The following is a 17,520-nucleotide window of genomic DNA, read 5'->3' on the forward strand; positions in this document are numbered from 1 at the left end:
AGCCACTCATTGCTGAAGAAAGTGTTGCTCATCGATACAGACTAGCCATAGCTAGCAGGAGTAACAGTGACAATTTAAGCCAGCAGACGTGGCGAATCGCGACGTGAGCGTTATGCAGGTATGCTGATGGAGAGTCAGTTAGGGGGCTTCATGGCAAAAAGGTTTTTATTCAGTCTGATTGCTGGTTTGTGGTTGTGCACAAGCAATACCGTCAGCGCCGAGGACTATCTTCAGGCGGAGGGTTATACCCTCGAGAATGGCTTGCAACTGCTGCTTAAGCCAACTGCCGAGCGTCAGCATGTGTCGATTCGGCTGATTGTCGGGGTTGGCTTTGACAATTTCTCCTGTGTCGACAAGGAGCTGCCGCACCTGCTCGAGCATATGCTATTCAGTGGCATCAATAAGCACGACGAACTTGATCTGGAAGCGCGAATGCAAGCGTTGGGTGGCGAGTGGAATGCTTACACACGCGATACCGACACTACGTTTGTGATCGAGGCACCGGCAAAAAACCAGCGGGCGGTGCTTGATCTGCTAGTCGCAGCGTTGACCCAAAGCCATTTCACCGACAAAAAGCTTGAGGCAGCAAAAAAGGTTATCGAGCACGAGAACGGTGGCCATTATTCTAATTTGCAGCGCCTTATCGACCAGCAAAACCTCAGTCGCGAAGCCAATCAGCAATTAGCTGTTGAGCTGGGGTTGGCCTGTGTTGAGAAAAACAACGTTAGCCAGCTTTCTTTGCAACAGGTCAAGCAGCTCCAAAGCGATTGGTATGCACCTAACAACATGACCCTGATTGTCGTCGGTGGCCTTGATCCCCGCTTGCCGGCCTATCTCGACCGGCAGTACGGCGCAATTGCTGCGCACGATTTGCCGCAAGCCATCGAGCTGCCGCAAGTGAGTCGTAAAGCCGCGCCGCGCCGTGAATTGATCACCCGAATAGTCGGTGAAAACGCCAGCTTGCATTGGATTTTTCCCGAGCCTTGGGTAGGGGCCAATGACTATGAGGTCTGGGAGCTGCTCAGCGACTACATCGACTGGAAACTCTATGAAAAACTGCGTATTGAACGCAACCTCAGTTATGGCCCGAGCTCTGAGCGCAATGTGTTTGGCAGCACCAGTTTTTTCAGCCTCAATGGCACCTTGGAGCGCGGTGATCTTGATGCTGCTGAACAGGCCCTCAGGGAGCTTGTTGATCAGCTAAAGAAACAAGGGCTCGATGAAAAAACCTTCTTGCGCCTGCAAGCGGCGGCTGTCGCTAAACAAGACTGGGGCGTGCAAGGCAACAGTGCCATTGCGGATTATTATTGGGGGTCTCTTGCTGACTACGAGAACGGCCGTTTCTCAGATCCTGGCAAGCGCCTGAAAAAGGTTACATTCGAGCAAGCCAATAAAGCCCTGAAACAGTTGCTGGAACCGCAAGGCTATATTCGAATTGAGAAACCTTTGCTTACCGCTAATGGTCTGTATTTTAGCCTGGCTGTAATTGCTGGGTTGCTGTTGCTCGCGTTCTTCGTCGGGCGTTTGAGCAAGCGCTCAAGATAAGCTGGCGTATCGGATTTGATCAGCCAAACTCAATAGCGTAACCCGTGCTGTGCAACTGGCGTGTAGCTGAGTATTCTGCGCGCCAACTCATTGTCTGAAGGGACCCAGGCATCTTAGAGGCGGCCAATTGCCTCATGATTTTCTGCCGATGTGACCCCTAATGCTCGCCTTTATGAACCGCCTCAATCCGCTTATTGCCTTGGCCCAACGCCATCCTGGCGTCATCGCAATCTTTGGTTTTTGCTCCGGGGTCGCCAGCTTTTTTTTGGTAAAACGCCAGGCTGAGTTAGCTCAGGTACTGGCACTGGTGATGCTGATTAGCTGGGTCTGGCTGGCGCTGGAAAACCTGTTGCGTCAGCAGGTCGCCAAATGGTTTGGCATTGAGATTCCACCCGCATTGCTGCGCTACGCCACGCAGATGATCCATCAGGAAAGCCTATTTTTTGTCCTGCCGTTTTTCTGGATTACCACTACATGGAATAGCGGTCAGATGCTGTTCAGTGGTGCGTTAACCTTGGCGGCGTTGGTCTCGATCATCGACCCCTTGTATTACAAATGGTTGGCGGGGCGGCGCTGGCTATACATGATTTACCACACCATGACCTTGTTCGCCCTGCTGCTGACGGCGCTGCCGATTATATTCAAGTTAACCACTGAGGAAAGCTATGAGCTGTCCTTGGCGATTGCCGCGGTGCTGTCATTCCCGAGCATGATGGGGATTATTACCTATCCGCGCTGGTGGCGCGGCTTGCTGTTGGTCGCGGCGACCCTGGTACTGGCGGGTGCGGGTTGGTTAGCGCGGGTCTGGGTGCCACCGGCCACCTTGTGGCTCAATGAAGTGGCGGTCACTACCCAGTTTGACAACCAGGAGCGTGCGCCGGGTAAGAAGCTCTATAACCTTAAAGTCAGTGTGCTCAATCAACAGGGTTTATATGCTTACACCGCAATCAACGCGCCCCGTGGTCTGAATGAGCGGATTTACCATGTGTGGCGGCACAACGGCCATGAAGTTGACCGCATTGCGCTGGACATCCATGGCGGCCGGGAGAAAGGTTACCGAGCGTGGACGCACAAACAGAACTTTCCAAAAGACGCCGTGGGCAAGTGGCAGATTCAGGTTCTGACCGAGGTCGGTCAGATGATTGGTGTGCTGCGCTTTGAGGTCATGCCTAACGCGCAGGCGAAAAGCGCCGAGCAGTAAGGTGGATAGCGCGTCTTTCATCCACCATTTTTGCTCGCAAGCGCTGTACGCTTTGTTAAATCGTTAGGGCGTGTTGTCGCCTCATGCGGGGAACACGCTGGTTTGTCTTGTGGCCCCTTTAAGACGCCTCAGACTCGGTAAATACCAGTCGATTACCAAATGGATCATGTACTGTCATGTCTCGCGACCCCCAGGGCGTGGTCTCAATCCCCGGACGGGCGTTGCCGTACTGCTTAGCCAGCAGCAGTTGCTGATAAGCATCCAGTCCCGAGGTTTCGATACGCAGCGCTGCGCCCGGGCAACAGTCGCCATGGTGCTCTGATAGGTGCACTATGCAGCCGTCTTTCGACACCTGCATATACAGCGGCAAATCCTTGCTGAAGCGATGCTCGAAATCCAGATTGAAACCGAGAAAGTCGAGGTAGAACGCCTTGGCTTTGGCTTCATCAAAACTGCGTAAAATCGGTATCGCTTGCTGCAACGCCATGTTCGTCATCCCTGTGGGGTTATCCAAAGAACCAATAACATACGCTGATGGCGGCCACCACGCCGGCAAACTCAGCTAGCAAGGCGCAGCCAACTGCGTGTCGCACTCGCTGAATACCCACTGCGCCAAAGTACACGGCCACTACGTAGAAGGTGGTTTCTGTGCTGCCTTGAATGGTTGCCGCTACCAATGCGGGAAAACTGTCTACGCCCTGGCTTTGCATGGTTTCAATCAGCATGGCCCGCGCCGCACTGCCAGAGAAAGGTTTGACCATAGCCGTGGGCAGTGCTTCAACGAAGCGAGTGTCCCAGCCGGCATAGGTGAGTAGCCAGCGGATGCCGTCAAGGCCCATATCCAGCGCTCCCGATGCGCGCAGTACACCCACGGCGCAGAGCATTGCGACCAGATACGGCAGCAGGCTTTTGGCTACGTCGAAGCCCTCTTTGGCGCCTTCAACAAACTCTTCGTACACCGCCACTTTTTTGTAGGCGCCCAGCACTAAAAACAGCAGCACCACACCGAACAAGGTGAGGTTGCCGACCAGCGATGACAATGCCGCAAGCGCAGTTGCTGTCATACCGCCAAGCACCGCCATAAAGGCACCGAGCATCAGCGCCGCAGGCACCAGGTACGCCAACACCACCGGGTCCCACACGCGCAGGCGCTGCATGACGGCCACCGAGAGCAGCCCGACCAGGCTTGAGGCGCTGGTGGCCAGCAAAATTGGCAGAAATACCAAGGTAGGGTCGGGCGCGCCTTGTTGGGCGCGATAGACAAAGATGGTCACGGGCAGCAAGGTCAATGATGAGGCATTGAGCACCAAGAACAGAATCTGCGCGTTGCTGGCGACGGTCTTGCTTGGGTTGAGCTCTTGCAATGCGCGCATGGCTTTGAGGCCGATGGGCGTGGCCGCGTTATCCAGACCTAGGCCGTTGGCGGCAAAGTTCATGGTAATCAAACCGAGAGCAGGGTGACCACGGGGCACTTCGGGCATCAGTCGCGCAAACAATGGGCCGAGCATCCGGGCCAAGGCATCAACCAGCCCGGCTTTTTCAGCTATTCGGAGCATGCCCAGCCACAAGGTCAGGGTGCCGAACAGCACGATCATGACTTCAACAGACAGCTTGGCCATGGCAAACAGACTTTCGACCATCGCTGCGAATACCGCAGGATCATCACCAATCAGCCAGCGCGACAAGCCAGCGACTGCAGCCACGATAAAAAAACTCAGCCACAGGCCATTAAGCATGCTCGGTCTCCCTTGTTAAGTGCGCGAATAATAGCGCGCCTTGAGGGCGACAGGGTCGTTGTGGGCAAGTTAATGGGTTGCTTATTGGCCGACGGGCGCTGAAGTCAGCGCCTTGGCCTGCAGTGCCGCAGGGTGCGGCATGCGTGAGGGTTAGTACCAGTTTGGGTCTTTCTTCAGCTGCTCATGGAGCATCTCTTTAATACCGTCATCTGGCTCGCCCAACCACTCTTCAGTGGCGTACTTGCTAGGTGCTTTATCTTTCGGTAAAGCCTCAGGCAACTGTACGTAAAGTGCGTATGCGCTGTCCTTGTCCCAACTAAAAGCGACGTACAAACGCTGGTTGAAGCAGTTTTGTTCTTCACAAATCTGACCCACCAGGAATTTGTCGCCATCTTCTTCAAGGGCTTTCATCGGCGGTGCAACACCGTCGAGGTTCATGATCCACTCTGGTAAACGCTCCTGATCTTCAACCAGATCCTGCCAAGTTTCTTGGTATTGCGGATCGGTCTTGAGCAACTCGTTCAGATGAAATTCCGTATCAGTGTCAGCGGCCAAGGCCGCTGCACTGCCGCCAAACATCAAGGCGGCAGTGAGCGTCTTGAGAACGTTCATAGTGGCTCCTTTATGCATGTGCTTAATCCTCAGTGCTTGACCTTAAAGGTCAGCCCCGGGGACGACGGCCCATGATGAACGAAACAACAAACAGCACCAGGAACACGATAAACAGGATCTTGGCGATACCTGTTGCGGTGCCAGCGATACCACCGAAGCCTAGAACTGCAGCGACAATGGCGATGATCAGAAAAGTAATTGCCCAGCTTAACATGGCGTATCTCCTTGGTTTTCAATGGGTGTTGCGGTACATCATTTGTAACCTGTAACCAAGACATTGCAGGGGTTGTGCCAGCCTTGGTAAAAAATAAAATCTAGCAAAATCAGTAATTTAGAAACAAAAAGGTCAATCGTTTAACGTGCATCCTGCATGGTCGGGCTTTTCACTCAGGCTTTTTGCACGATCACCTGGTTAAAAGCGGAGCGTCCTTGCTCCCCCATCACACACTTACTTACTTCATCGATTGCTTCAGGTTGCGCATGCGGTCATGGCATGCACGCACTTTCGGCATCTCTACCGCGAGTAAAGCTTTTACATCGGGTTCTGCGTCTTCCAGTGCATCCTCGAAAGCATGCAGGATTCGGTCTTCGGCTTCTTCGAGCTGGGAGACGTAAGTCGCCTCTTCATCACTCGACAAGGTGGCGCGCGCATCAGCGTAAACCTCACGCATCTTGCCCATCATGGTGCCGCCGGTGGCCGGAGTTTTATCGTTAGCGGCTACCTTGACTGCGAGCGCTTCGATGATTTGGGTTTTGACGGTTGAAAGATCACGAAACATGGTCTGCAAACGGACATCTTTAACTTCAGTGATCGCATGCTCGTAAAAGTTCTTACCGTCACGGGTAATTTCGATCAGTTCGTTCAGTTGCGCGGTTTTAGTGCTCATGGTGTATCTCCTTACCATTTGGCGGTTGGCCGGATGGCCAGCGCCTAAAACTTGCATCCATCTCTTGAGTTAGCTTTCGATGCGCAACGCATCGCCATCAACGCCACGCACGCCGCGGATGTCACGTGCGGTTTCAACTGCAAGACTCTTGGCTGCGCTACTCAATACAGTGCCGCTTAACTTGACCACGCCATCGGTGGTCTCAACCTTGATGGCAAATGCATCCAGGTTGCGGGTGTAGACGAAACTCGACTTAACTTTGCTGGTGATCCAGGCATCGCTAATCGCGGCGCTGGCATCGTTAGCGGCGTTCTGCGCTTCAGTTGCAGTGCTGTCGGCGGTGTTAATGCTCAGGTGGTTGAATACCTCACGTACACCTTCAGTGTTTGCCGCTAGACGGCCGGCCAATTCCTTGGCGGCTGGCGTCTGGGCGTTACCACTGAGCGTGACCGAACCTTCTTCGGTTTTAACGCTGATATCCAAGCCTTCGGTGTTGGTGTTCCACAACAGCTTGGACTTCACGGTCGCGGTGATACCGGCGTCGTCCAGACGGCTGGCCAAGGCTTGTGAGTCTTTGCCTGCGGGTTTGACTTTGTCGTCGATCTTCAGTTGGTTATCGACCTTGCTGATGCCTTTGATACTCAGTGCAACTTGTTCTGCGAGATCGCGCTCGACACTGCTTTCAACCGTTCCGGTAAGTGTCGCAGTGCCGTTTTCCACGTCGTTATCGATGCTGAAAGGATTGAGGTGGCGGTTGAGTGCCATGGCGGTCCAGATCGAGCCTTCTTGACGAGCTTCGCTCAGCTGTTGGCTCACGTCGTTTTCTGCCGCACTGGCGATCAGCGGGGTCAGGGCAAAGATGCCAACTGAAGCCGTTGCCAATACCAGGGTTTTTAACTTGTGCATCCTGTTCCTCCACATGCTGTATTCAAGCACCGCGGGTTAAGCGGTTGATGGAGGGAATATCGCAAGCCTTGTGCCAGTTATTTGAAAATATTTAATCGCTTAAAAAACAATGACTTACTAGATAAGTAGCCAGGATGCCAGCATGCAGGGTGCAAGAAACAGTCATACTCGCCGTGCAACTTGCACGATTTCCCATTGACTAACCTATACACATTGGATCGGAGCCTTTAATGGACGCAGTAGAAGCTAAAAGCGGTCGTATATTGTTAGTGGATGATGAGTCAGCCATTTTGCGCACCTTCCGTTATTGCCTTGAGGATGAGGGCTACAACGTCGCGACCGCCAACAGCGCTGCGCAAGCTGAATCGTTGTTGCAGCGGCAAGTATTTGATGTGTGTTTTCTCGACCTGCGCCTGGGTGACGATAACGGCCTGGATGTATTGGCCGAAATGCGAGTACAGGCGCCGTGGATGCGCGTCGTGATTGTCACTGCGCACTCGGCAATTGATACAGCCGTGGATGCGATGCAGGCAGGCGCTGCGGATTATCTGGTCAAGCCGTGCAGCCCTGAGCAACTGCGTTTGGCCGCGGCCAAACAGCTGGAAGCTCGGCAGTTAGCGGCACGTCTTGAAACCCTTGAAGGCCAAGTACGCCAGCGTAAAACCGAAATTGATTCCAGCAGCCCCTCGATGATGGCTGTGTTGGAAACCGCGCGGCAGGTGGCTGTTACTGACGCAAATATTCTGATTCTTGGTGAGTCAGGTACAGGTAAAGGAGAGTTGGCGCGGGCTATTCATGGCTGGAGCCGCCGTGTGAAGAAGAACTCGGTAACCATTAACTGTCCATCGCTGACCGCTGAATTAATGGAAAGCGAATTGTTTGGCCACACCAAAGGCGCATTTACTGGAGCCAGTGAAAGCACCTTGGGGCGGGTCAATCAGGCCGACGGTGGCACCTTGTTTCTCGACGAAATTGGCGACTTCCCATTAAGCCTGCAACCCAAACTTCTGCGTTTTATTCAAGACAAGGAATATGAGCGTGTGGGTGACCCGGTAACCCGGCAGGCCGATGTGCGGATCGTCGCGGCGACCAACCTTAATCTCGACGAAATGGTCCGTGAAGGGCGTTTTCGGGAAGACTTGCTGTACCGACTTAACGTCATCACCTTGAAGTTGCCCGCATTGCGGGAGCGCACCGAAGATGTATTGACCTTGGCTGAACGTTTTCTCGCCCGTTTTGTGAGTGACTACGCTCGCCCGGCACGCGGCTTCAGTGACGAAGCCTTGTCTGTGCTGGCCAACTATCCCTGGCCGGGCAATATCCGTGAGTTACGCAATGTGATTGAACGCGCCAGCATTATTTGCCAGGAAGAATGGGTGCAGGTTATTCACCTTGGACTTACTGAAAGCAGTAACAACCAAGCGCCTCGTGTTGGCGGTGCGATGAGTCTTGAGCAATTGGAGAAGAGCCATATTGCAGCGGTCATGGCCAGCAGCGAGACCCTTGACCAAGCTGCGAAATCTCTGGGCATTGATGCGTCAACCTTGTACCGCAAACGCAAACAGTACGACCTATGAAACTGCGTACCCGGCTATTTATCAGCGGCAGTGCCCTGCTGACGGTGGCGCTGATTGGTTTGATTCTGGGGATGGTCAGTGTCTGGCAGATCACCCGTGTGCAAAACCAAGCAATGAGTCGCAACCTCGACATCATTGACGCCACCATTGGTTTTCGTCAGGAAATGGGCACACAGGTGATCTTGCTGCTTGAAGATGAATTGGACCCGCTGGCGATTAAAAACTCGGATATCCGCTTTCGCAGTTGGCTGAACAAGGCTATGCATAACAGCATGACCGAGGAAGATCGTCAGGCAATTGCAGAAATTTCTCGCGCCTATGGGCTGTTCGGCAAACTGCTCGACTCACCGGCCAGCGTGCGTCGCAACCTGATGCATGACGATAAGTTTACCCGTGCATTGCAAAACTTGCGTGACCATATCAATGCGGTGCAACTGCGCTATGTCAAGGCGGTGCAGAGCGCCCAGGAGGCATCACGTGAGCGGGCCACTGTGGTCACCGCGCTGCTGGGCCTGATTGGCCTGGCGTTGCTGATCATCGGCTTTATAACCGCACATAGCATCGCCAAGCGAGTGGCTCAGCCAATTGAGGCACTGGCCAGCGCAGCCGATCAGATTGGCCAAGGTGATTTGCATATTTCCCTGCCACTGTCACCGGTGGCAGAGCTTGCCGCGTTGAGCCGCCGCTTCGGTCTGATGGCCGATTCCCTGCGCCAGTTCAAGAACAGTAATGTTGCCGCCTTAATGGCTGAACAGCAGCGCCTGCAGGCGGTGCTGGACAGTATTGATGACGGTTTATTGATGTTTGATCGCAACGGTTTACTTGAGCACTTCAATCCGGTTGCCGGGCGTCAGCTTGACTGGAGTAACGAGCACATCGGTGAACGCCTTGATCAGGCCCTGCAAAAGCAGGGTTTGGATGAGCAGGTCCAGCGTGTTTTACAAGGTAAAGCCCTAAATTCTGCGATCGAAGACCTGCAAATCACTGCTCATGGCGAAGACCGCCTCCTGAGCTATAGCCTGACGCCGGTGACCCAGGAGGAAGGCGGCATTCTCGGTGCCGTAATGGTCATGCGGGATGTGACTAAGCAGCGTGCATTTGAGCGGGTGCGCAGTGAGTTTGTGCTGCGCGCTTCCCATGAACTGCGCACGCCGGTAACGGGTATGCACATGGCCTTCGCGCTGCTTCAGGAACGGCTCAAGTTCGACCCCGAGTCCCGTGAGGCAGACCTTACCCAAACGGTGGACGAGCAGATGCGTCGGCTGGTCGACTTGATCACCGACTTGCTGAATTTCTCGCGTTATCAAAGTGGGGTGCAGAAGCTTGAGCTGGCACCGTGCAACCTGGTTGATCTGATCGGTCAAACCGAGCAGCGTTTTGCCAGTGAAGCCGCTGAAAAAGGCATTACGCTGCTCTGTGAAGCTGAAGGTGATTTGCCACAAGTGCCCCTGGACCGCAGCCAGATTGACCGCGTGTTAGATAACCTGATGGTTAACGCCTTGCGCCACACGGCCTCTGGCGGCGAAATCTTGCTCAATGTGCAGGTTGAAGATCAAACCGTGATTATTTGCGTTAAAGACGACGGCGACGGCGTGTTGTTTAGCCAGCAGTCACGGATATTTGAGCCCTTTGTTCAAGTTGGCAAGCGCAAAGGTGGCGTGGGATTGGGCTTGGCGTTGTGCAAGGAAATCGTGCAGCTACACGGTGGCCATATCAGTCTCGAGTCCAAACCGGGCGAGGGTGCGCTGTTCTGCATCAATCTGCCAATCATCTTGCTGGATGAGTGAGTGGTCGTTTAGACAGTTGTTTGAACAGTGGCATATTGGTCAGCGGCGAGGATGTTCGCCGCTACTCTTGGCGGGCGTGAGCCGCTGGCCTGTGTCGGATGTGACAACGCAAAGCGTGAACCCCAAACTGCAGCGGCAGTAACAGGCAAAAAAAGCCGGATACCCATCGAGGGTATCCGGCATCTAGGAAAAACAGCGGCTTATCTCAAGCCGCAAAGGCGTCTGGGTTTAGCGCAACACAGGGTCGAATTTAATCCGGCGACCTAAGGCCAAGGCCACGGTAGAAGCACAAAGCGAGAGGGCAAATACACACTTGAGCACTGCACTGCCCGGCGCACCGGCAAAAACATCGAGCAGCAATACTGTGCCGCTCAACACGGTCAGCAGCAGTAATCCCAATGCAGTCTTTGACATAATTCCTCCGGTTGATACGTGCTTAAGCAATCTGGCGGTGGTGCGCCTTGCTTATCCGAACTTGGCAGCGCGGATGCTTACTTAGTGAGTTAAATGGTTTTAGAACACCCAGCGCTGATTGGCGTTGGGCATCAGATCGACTTGCGACGTGGATGGTTGCCCATCTGACTCTGCTGCAGGGATGTACGCAGCGGTGCGGGTGGCAGAGTTGGCAAATGTTTGATGCTCAAAAACCGGAACTGGACGGGTTTTGATTTGGGCTGTCTGGTTTATGCCGCCATCAATGGCTGGAGCGGTGGAGGCAACCGCGCCGCTGATCACAACTGCTGCAGCACTTAGCAGGTTCAGTACAGTATTCATGGCGGTTGCACCCTTTTTTGATATTTCCAAAGTTACAGGGTGTATTGCAGGCAGCGTGCCAAATTTCTTCTATCAATAAATCTATATAAATCAATAGCTTGCATCATGTCTTGCAAAGGTCCTGGTTGCAGCCTGCACGATTGCCCATTGCGGGCATTGCAAATTGCACGACAGGCCAGGCATTCGCCTTATCCTCAGCTATTACTGGGCGAAGTGGCGGTGTCGAGCGGTAACGCCACGACAAAAGTGGCACCTTGCCCCTGAATGCTCTCAACACTGATCTGACCCTGGTGGGCGCTTACGATTTGTTCAGTGATAAACAGGCCAAGCCCCAAGCCTTGCGCAGATTGGTTAGCGTTGACACGCTCAAATTGCTCAAAGATTCGCTGCTGGTCTTGCTCGGAAATGCCCACGCCATGATCTTGCACCTGCAAGTAGGCGACCTGGTTGTCGGCGAATACCCGCACCTCTATCGGCTTTTTGGAGCCGTAGCGCATGGCGTTGGTCAGGAGGTTTGTCATCACCTGCTCAATTCGGAATGCATCCCAATGGCCAATAACGCCAGTTGCAATATTGCTGCTTAACTCGCAACCGGACTCAATGATCTGGGTGCTGTAGCGCTCCAACACTTGTTCCACCAAAACCCCAAGATCAACTTCAGCAGGGCGAATTGATAGTTTGCCGGTGCGAATGCGTGAAACGTCGAGAATGTCTTCGATCAGGCGGATCAGACTGGTGATCTGGCGCTCATCGCGTATATTCATCGCCCGCAAGCGGTCTGGGGTGAATGCCGCCAAATTGCCGCTTTCAAGGTGCATTTTGCGCAACTGAGTGTCGAGAATCAGGCCGTTAAGCGGGGTGCGTAACTCGTGAGAGACAATTGACATAAAGTCATCGCGCATGCGCACCGCAAGCTTCAACTCTTCCTGCGCGCAACGTAATTCGCTGAGCAGGGCCTCTTGCTCCCGACGGCTCTGCTCGAGGGCCTTGACCTGAATATTGATGGCTTGGCGTTGACGGGACAGGTCGACGAATACGGCCACCTTGCTGGTGACCGCTTGCACATCCAATGGCTTCTGCAGGAAGTCCACCGCGCCGGTCTCATAGCCCTTGAAGGCATAGTTGAGCTCACGGCCAGCAGCGCTAACAAACACAATGGGGATGTTCTTGGTTTTTTCGGTGCCGCGCATCAGCTCGGCCAGTTCAAAGCCATTCATGCCGGGCATCTGTACATCAATAATGGCCAGCGCAAATTCGTGCTGCAGTAACAGGCCAAGCGCTTGCTCACCGCAGTTGGCATGAAAGATCTGTCGCCCTTCGCCGCGAAGCAACGCATCAAGCGCCAGCAGGTTCTCCGGGATGTCATCGACGATTAGCAGTTTAGTTATGATCTTGCTCAGCATGCGTGAGTCGCTTCCAGTTCAACGAGCAATGCTCGAATGTCAGCCAGCCCGGCAACGACGTCTGGCTGATGCAAAGCCAGCGCCGCCAAAGGCATGGTGGGTACGTGTGCATCTTTGGGGTCTTGAACAACAGTGAAGCCGCCCTGCTGCTTGATTGCCAACAAACCTGAAGCACCGTCTTCGTTGGCTCCGGTCAGTAAAACGCCTGCCAGATTGGCGCCATAAGCATCGGCTGCAGATTCAAAAAGGTAGTCAATCGAGGGGCGTGAAAAATACACCGGCTCTTCGCGGCTAAAGGAAAAGCTGTGGTCAGCCTCAACTGACAAGTGATAACCGGGAGCAGCGAAATACAGGATGCCCGCTTGCAGGTGCTCGTGGTTATCCGCTTCTTTTGCGGTTAAACCGAGGCGGCGGCCCATAACTTCCGCCAAGGCACTCTGGCGATTGTCTGGTAAGTGTAAAACCACGGCAATGGGGAGTCTGAAGTGTGCTGGCAATGCCGCAAAAATTGTCAGCAAGGCGCTTACTCCGCCCGCGGACGCCCCAACCACCAACGCCTCAATGGGCCTTGGGTGGGCAGCCAGCGCTGCTTGCCAATTCGTCTGTCTCATAGCTTGCGGAAAACCCGCTCGGCTTTGCTCAGCGCTTCAAAGCTGCGCGCATAGGCTGAGAAGTCGATGCTTTCTTTGCTGCCCAGGCCGAGAAATCCCCTGTGGCACAGCGACTCATGGAACAAACCGAAGGCTCGGTCTTGCAGTGGTTTATTGAAGTAGATCAGCACATTACGGCATGACACCAAGTGGGTTTCGGCAAACACGGTGTCGGTGGCGAGGCTGTGGTCGGCAAAGGTGACATTGGCGCGTAGGGATTTGTCGAAAATAACCCCGTCATAAGCGGCGGTGTAATAGTCGGAAAATGCCTTCAGCCCACCGGAGTTTTGATAGTTCTCGGTGTAGCTGCGCATGTTGTCCAAACTGAAAATACCGCGCTCGGCCCGCTCCAGTGAAACGGGATTGATGTCAGTTGCGTAGATGATCGAGCGCTCAAGCAGACCTTCTTCTTTGAGCAGAATTGCCATCGAATAGACTTCTTCACCGGTACTGCACCCGGCTATCCAGATTTTCAATGATGGGTAGGTGCGCAGGATAGGAATGACATTTTCACGCAGCGCCAGAAAGTAACTGGGGTCGCGGAACATCTCGCTCACCGGAATCGTCAGGTACTGCAGCAACTGCATAAACGCCCCCGGTTCGTGCAGTACTTTCTCTTGCAGGGCCGAAATACTCTGGCAGTCGAACTGAGTCAGTGCATGGCGCACGCGGCGTTTTAGCGAGGCTCCCGAGTAGTCGCGAAAGTCATAATTGTATTTGAGGTAGATCGCCTCAATCAGCAGGCGCAACTCAATATCGCGGGTACGCTCAGGTGCCATCAAATGCGTTCCAGTTTGGGCATCCATACCCGGATCAAGGAGAACAACCGGTCAAGATCGATCGGCTTGGCCAGATAGTCATTGGCCCCGGCTCGCAAACAGCGGTCCTGGTCATCCTTCATGGCTTTGGCGGTCACCGCGATAATCGGCAATTTGCGCCAGCGTGGATCTTTGCGGATGATTTCGGTGGCTTCATAGCCGTCCATCTCCGGCATCATGATATCCATCAACACCAGATCAATGTCATCGAACTGGTTGAGCCGTTCAATAGCCTCAAGCCCGTTGCAGCCGACTTCAACCACTGCACCTTTTTGTTCAAGGGCGCTGGTCAGGGCGAAGATATTGCGCACGTCATCATCGACCAGCAGGATGCGCCGGCCTTCAAACACTTTGTCGCGGTTGCGTGCCGTTTTGAGCATGGTCTGACGCTCTGTGGATAACTGCGACTCGACCTTGTGCAGAAACAGGGTCACTTCATCGAGCAGGCGTTCAGGTGAGCGGGCCCCTTTGATGATGATCGACTTGGAGTACTTCATCAGGTCCGCTTCTTCATCACGGGTCAGGTTGCGTCCGGTGTAGACGATGACCGGTGGGAACGAACAGATTTCCTCAGACGACATACGTTTGAGCAGTTGATTGCCCTGCATATCAGGCAGCTTGAGGTCGATGATCATGCAGTCGAAAATCGTCGTGCGCAGCAGATCAAGGGCTTGCTGACCAAACTCGACAGCGGTGATTTCAATGTCTTCATCGCCAATCAAATGGGCAATGCTCTCGCGTTGCAGGGCATCGTCCTCAACCAGCAACACACGCTTAACCTGTTGCGACAGCTTGGCTTCGAGCTTGGCAAAGACCGCCTTCAGGTGCTCGCGGGTGGTTGGTTTCACCGCATAACCAATGGCGCCAAGCTGCAGCGCCGCTTCCATGCGGTCTTCGACAGAGATCACATGGACCGGGATGTGCCGGGTCACCGGGTTGTTTTTCAGGCGTTGCAACACAGTAAGACCTGACGCGTCCGGGAGGCGCATGTCTAGCAAGATGCCTTGGGGCAGCAGTTTGGAGGCCAACTCCACGCCTTCGTCAGCGCCATGGGCGACCAGGCAGCTGTATTCAAGTTCGTGGGCAAGGTCATAGAGAATCTGTGCGAACTTGGGCTCATCTTCGATCACCAGTACAGAGCGTCCAGCGTCCGGCAGCAGCTCACGGTCATCGGCAAAGCGTGGCAGCATAAGCGGTGCATTTACAGCTGGCACGGGGACTGATGCCTGGGCAATCTTGATTGGCTGTTGGATGGCCGGCTCCGCACTTGCTTCTGTTACCACCTGTGCGGTGGTCTCGTCATAGGTTTCGGGCAGCAGCAGGGTAAAGGTGCTTCCAGTCCCGGGGGTGCTAGTTATGCTGATCGAGCCACCCAGTAGCGTTGCGAGGTCGCGTGAGATTGACAGGCCCAAACCGGTGCCGCCGTAACGCCGGTTGATTGCACCATCGGCCTGACGGAAAGCCTCAAAAATACTTTCTTGCTGGTCTTGGCGAATACCAATGCCTGAGTCCTGTACAGCAAAGGCTATGCCTGCACCCGGCTGACGACTGACGGTCAGGGTTACACGGCCTTGTTCGGTGAACTTGATCGCATTTGACAGCAGGTTTTTAAGGATCTGTTCGATGCGTTGCTGGTCACTGAACATTTCAGCCGGCACGCCGGCCAGTAACTCGATCTCGAATTCAAGATTTTTATCATTGGCCAAGGGCTCAAAGACGTTGCGCATGCCTTCAATCACCCGCTCGACTTTCACATCGTGCAGGCGAACTTCAAGCTTGCCCGCTTCAACCTTGGAGATGTCGAGGATGTCGTTGATCAGGTTAAGCAGGTCATTGCCGGCGGAGTAAATCGACTCGGCAAATTTGATCTGCTCAGCACTGAGGTTGCCATGGGGGTTGTCGGCCAGCAACTTGGCCAGAATCAATGAGCTGTTCAGCGGAGTGCGCAGTTCGTGTGACATGTTGGCCAGGAATTCAGACTTGTACAGACTGGCGCGTTGCAGTTCTTGGGCGCGCTCTTCCAGTAGCACTTGTACCCGGCCGAGCGCGGTGTTGCGTTCATCGAGGGTATCGCGTTGATCCGCAAGAATTTGCGCCTGATCCGCCAACTGTTCGTTAGTTTGCTCAAGCTCCGCTTGCTGGGTTTCCAGATGAGCCTGCGACTCTTTGAGGATCCGCGACTGTTCTTCCAGTTCCTCGTTGGCCGTGCGCAACTCCTCCTGCTGAACTTGAAGCTCCTCATTCAGCTGCTGGGTTTCGGCGAGCATTTCTTGCAGGCGCTGGCGATTGCGCACGGAGTCGATCGAGGTGCCAATCGGCTCGGCGATCAACTCAAGAAACTCGCTGACCTGGGGGGGGATTGGCTGTAAAAAGCCCAACTCAAGCACGCCATTAACCGAGTAACCGTTGCTGATTGGCAGCAATACAATACTCACTGGCGCAGTACTGCCCAGCCCGGAGCTGACTTTCAGGTAGGCGTTGGGCAGGTTATCCAATTGCAGCAGTTTGTTCGCGCTGGCCGTCTGGCCAACCAAAGACTCGTCACTGTTGAAATTCTGAGTCGCATTCTCAAGCTCTCGGCTGAAGCCGTAACTGGCGGCTCGGCTTATGTCGCCCTGTTCTGAACGCACATAGAAGGCGCCAACCGAGGCGTTCAGGTACGAGGCCAGGGTGTTGAGGACATTGCGCCCCAATGCATGCATATTCGCCTGCCCGAGAATTTGCTCTGCAAGAAGGCTTTGTCCACTGCGCAGCCAGGCCTTTTGTTCAATGACCTCGGTGCTCTGGCGTTGTTGGTCGATGATTTGCGAATGCTCTGCCGCGAGCCCCAGCAGGTCCCGGCGGCCGAAATAGGCAAGCAAGCAACTGAGTGTAAGGCTGCCCAATATGTAGAGAAATACATACAAGGTGACCGAGTCATTGATCTTCTGGTTGCGCGCCTGACGGCGTTGTTGCTCGATTTGAATAAAGGTATCGTACTCGTCGCGGGTATTGTCGGTAATCCGTTTGCCCCGCCCGGAGCGTACAGCGCTGCTGATGTCGGCGCTTTCCTTGCGCAGTTTGATCATCTCTGTGGCGTAGTTATCCCACTCACCATGCAGCGCTTCGATGCGCCTTAAGCGTGCCGTCTGGTTGGAGTTATCCTTGACCATGTCCTTGAGGTTTTCCAGCTCCACCTTGATCAAGGGCCGGGCTTCTTCATAAGGCTGCAAGAAGCTGTCTTCTCCGGTAATCAGATAACCGCGCAGGGATGTTTCGAGGTCGATGGTCAATTTGATCGACTGGCTGGCGCTACTGATCACCTGATCGGTGTGGTCAACGCCTTTCTGCGCACTGATCAGGTACGCGATCAAACCGATAAAAAATATCGCAGTGACCAAACCTATACATAACGGCAGCGCAATATTGCGGCGAACGAGCTGGCGAAAACTCTGTTCACTATTTGGTGCTGGGTTAGTCATGGTTTGCCCTAGGTTAAAAGATCAGATTTTGCAGAAATATGCGTAGATAATCATACTTAAGCACAGTGACTAATGAGAAAATACGAAAATTGCTGGGCTGCATTATAAAGTGATTAGCGATCAAAGCTTAAGTCTCGAGCAGGCTTTGCGGGCAGCCCGCCAG

The 17,520-nt window shown here is 54.1% G+C and carries 16 protein-coding genes; 4 read left to right on the top strand and 12 right to left on the bottom strand.

The annotated features are described in order from the left end of the window. Positions 1-150 precede the first annotated feature (150 nt). Together AACY09_RS15230 and AACY09_RS15235 are read left to right on the top strand one after the other, a co-directional pair. Positions 151-1,545 (top strand): M16 family metallopeptidase, encoded by a 1,395-nt coding sequence (locus tag AACY09_RS15230; protein WP_339489194.1) that lies wholly within the window; start codon positions 151-153, stop codon positions 1,543-1,545. 160 nt (positions 1,546-1,705) lie between these two features. Continuing rightward, positions 1,706-2,746, top strand: a complete 1,041-nt coding sequence (locus AACY09_RS15235; RefSeq protein ID WP_339489195.1) for a DUF5924 family protein — start codon at positions 1,706-1,708, stop codon at positions 2,744-2,746. A gap of 118 nt (positions 2,747-2,864) precedes the next feature. Here the strand turns inward: AACY09_RS15235 and AACY09_RS15240 are convergent, their stop codons facing one another. From AACY09_RS15240 to AACY09_RS15265, 6 genes are all read right to left on the bottom strand, one after another. Next, positions 2,865-3,233: a glyoxalase superfamily protein gene (locus AACY09_RS15240; RefSeq protein WP_339489197.1), complete on the bottom strand. Its 369-nt coding sequence runs from the start codon at positions 3,231-3,233 to the stop codon at positions 2,865-2,867. A gap of 19 nt (positions 3,234-3,252) precedes the next feature. Further along, positions 3,253-4,482: a nucleoside recognition domain-containing protein gene (locus AACY09_RS15245; protein ID WP_339489198.1), complete on the bottom strand. Its 1,230-nt coding sequence runs from the start codon at positions 4,480-4,482 to the stop codon at positions 3,253-3,255. Positions 4,483-4,632: 150 nt separating this feature from the next. Further along, positions 4,633-5,094, bottom strand: a complete 462-nt coding sequence (locus AACY09_RS15250; RefSeq protein WP_339489199.1) for an inhibitor of vertebrate lysozyme family protein — start codon at positions 5,092-5,094, stop codon at positions 4,633-4,635. A gap of 49 nt (positions 5,095-5,143) precedes the next feature. After that, entirely contained in the window at positions 5,144-5,308 is a 165-nt protein-coding gene (locus AACY09_RS15255) for a DUF1328 domain-containing protein (protein ID WP_087514897.1), read from the bottom strand. A gap of 238 nt (positions 5,309-5,546) precedes the next feature. Further along, a complete protein-coding gene (locus tag AACY09_RS15260) occupies positions 5,547-5,981 on the bottom strand; it encodes a PA2169 family four-helix-bundle protein (RefSeq protein WP_339489200.1) in 435 nt (144 codons plus the stop codon). Between the two features lie 69 nt (positions 5,982-6,050). Then, positions 6,051-6,887, bottom strand: a complete 837-nt coding sequence (locus AACY09_RS15265) for a BON domain-containing protein (protein ID WP_339489201.1) — start codon at positions 6,885-6,887, stop codon at positions 6,051-6,053. Positions 6,888-7,117: 230 nt separating this feature from the next. Here AACY09_RS15265 and algB point away from each other — a divergent pair, with 230 nt between their 5' ends. Together algB and AACY09_RS15275 are read left to right on the top strand one after the other, a co-directional pair. Next, positions 7,118-8,464, top strand: coding sequence for a sigma-54-dependent response regulator transcription factor AlgB (algB, locus tag AACY09_RS15270; protein ID WP_339489202.1), 1,347 nt, complete (start codon positions 7,118-7,120; stop codon positions 8,462-8,464). Beyond that, a complete protein-coding gene (locus AACY09_RS15275; RefSeq protein ID WP_339489204.1) occupies positions 8,461-10,251 on the top strand; it encodes a KinB sensor domain-containing domain in 1,791 nt (596 codons plus the stop codon). Before algB ends, AACY09_RS15275 begins: the two co-directional genes overlap by 4 nt. Before the next feature lie 228 nt (positions 10,252-10,479). Here the strand turns inward: AACY09_RS15275 and AACY09_RS15280 are convergent, their stop codons facing one another. The 6 genes from AACY09_RS15280 to AACY09_RS15305 all read right to left on the bottom strand — a co-directional run bounded on the left by AACY09_RS15280 (position 10,480) and on the right by AACY09_RS15305 (position 17,357). Further along, entirely contained in the window at positions 10,480-10,665 is a 186-nt protein-coding gene (locus tag AACY09_RS15280) for a PA3371 family protein (RefSeq protein WP_339489206.1), read from the bottom strand. Between the two features lie 99 nt (positions 10,666-10,764). Next, entirely contained in the window at positions 10,765-11,025 is a 261-nt protein-coding gene (locus AACY09_RS15285; protein ID WP_339489208.1) for a hypothetical protein, read from the bottom strand. Between the two features lie 194 nt (positions 11,026-11,219). Continuing rightward, positions 11,220-12,428 (bottom strand): hybrid sensor histidine kinase/response regulator, encoded by a 1,209-nt coding sequence (locus AACY09_RS15290; protein ID WP_339489210.1) that lies wholly within the window; start codon positions 12,426-12,428, stop codon positions 11,220-11,222. Further along, a complete protein-coding gene (locus AACY09_RS15295) occupies positions 12,422-13,039 on the bottom strand; it encodes a chemotaxis protein CheB (protein WP_339489213.1) in 618 nt (205 codons plus the stop codon). The genes AACY09_RS15290 and AACY09_RS15295 overlap by 7 nt, the downstream gene beginning before the upstream one ends. Beyond that, positions 13,036-13,857, bottom strand: a complete 822-nt coding sequence (locus AACY09_RS15300) for a CheR family methyltransferase (RefSeq protein WP_339489215.1) — start codon at positions 13,855-13,857, stop codon at positions 13,036-13,038. Before AACY09_RS15300 ends, AACY09_RS15295 begins: the two co-directional genes overlap by 4 nt. After that, positions 13,857-17,357, bottom strand: a complete 3,501-nt coding sequence (locus tag AACY09_RS15305; RefSeq protein ID WP_339489217.1) for a response regulator — start codon at positions 17,355-17,357, stop codon at positions 13,857-13,859. The genes AACY09_RS15300 and AACY09_RS15305 overlap by 1 nt, the downstream gene beginning before the upstream one ends. Positions 17,358-17,520 lie beyond the last annotated feature (163 nt).

The organism is Pseudomonas sp. EL_65y_Pfl2_R95, assembly GCF_963971045.1.
Lineage (GTDB): Bacteria > Pseudomonadota > Gammaproteobacteria > Pseudomonadales > Pseudomonadaceae > Aquipseudomonas.

Bases quoted from the DNA above. Each gene is read 5' to 3' on its own strand.
- AACY09_RS15230 (WP_339489194.1), top strand. From the start codon at position 151: ATGGCAAAAAGGTTTTTATTCAGTCTGATTGCTGGTTTGTGGTTGTGC.
- AACY09_RS15235 (WP_339489195.1), top strand. From the start codon at position 1,706: ATGCTCGCCTTTATGAACCGCCTCAATCCGCTTATTGCCTTGGCCCAA.
- AACY09_RS15240 (WP_339489197.1), bottom strand. From the start codon at position 3,233: ATGGCGTTGCAGCAAGCGATACCGATTTTACGCAGTTTTGATGAAGCC.
- AACY09_RS15245 (WP_339489198.1), bottom strand. From the start codon at position 4,482: ATGCTTAATGGCCTGTGGCTGAGTTTTTTTATCGTGGCTGCAGTCGCT.
- AACY09_RS15250 (WP_339489199.1), bottom strand. From the start codon at position 5,094: ATGAACGTTCTCAAGACGCTCACTGCCGCCTTGATGTTTGGCGGCAGT.
- AACY09_RS15255 (WP_087514897.1), bottom strand. From the start codon at position 5,308: ATGTTAAGCTGGGCAATTACTTTTCTGATCATCGCCATTGTCGCTGCA.
- AACY09_RS15260 (WP_339489200.1), bottom strand. From the start codon at position 5,981: ATGAGCACTAAAACCGCGCAACTGAACGAACTGATCGAAATTACCCGT.
- AACY09_RS15265 (WP_339489201.1), bottom strand. From the start codon at position 6,887: ATGCACAAGTTAAAAACCCTGGTATTGGCAACGGCTTCAGTTGGCATC.
- algB (WP_339489202.1), top strand. From the start codon at position 7,118: ATGGACGCAGTAGAAGCTAAAAGCGGTCGTATATTGTTAGTGGATGAT.
- AACY09_RS15275 (WP_339489204.1), top strand. From the start codon at position 8,461: ATGAAACTGCGTACCCGGCTATTTATCAGCGGCAGTGCCCTGCTGACG.
- AACY09_RS15280 (WP_339489206.1), bottom strand. From the start codon at position 10,665: ATGTCAAAGACTGCATTGGGATTACTGCTGCTGACCGTGTTGAGCGGC.
- AACY09_RS15285 (WP_339489208.1), bottom strand. From the start codon at position 11,025: ATGAATACTGTACTGAACCTGCTAAGTGCTGCAGCAGTTGTGATCAGC.
- AACY09_RS15290 (WP_339489210.1), bottom strand. From the start codon at position 12,428: ATGCTGAGCAAGATCATAACTAAACTGCTAATCGTCGATGACATCCCG.
- AACY09_RS15295 (WP_339489213.1), bottom strand. From the start codon at position 13,039: ATGAGACAGACGAATTGGCAAGCAGCGCTGGCTGCCCACCCAAGGCCC.
- AACY09_RS15300 (WP_339489215.1), bottom strand. From the start codon at position 13,857: ATGGCACCTGAGCGTACCCGCGATATTGAGTTGCGCCTGCTGATTGAG.
- AACY09_RS15305 (WP_339489217.1), bottom strand. From the start codon at position 17,357: ATGACTAACCCAGCACCAAATAGTGAACAGAGTTTTCGCCAGCTCGTT.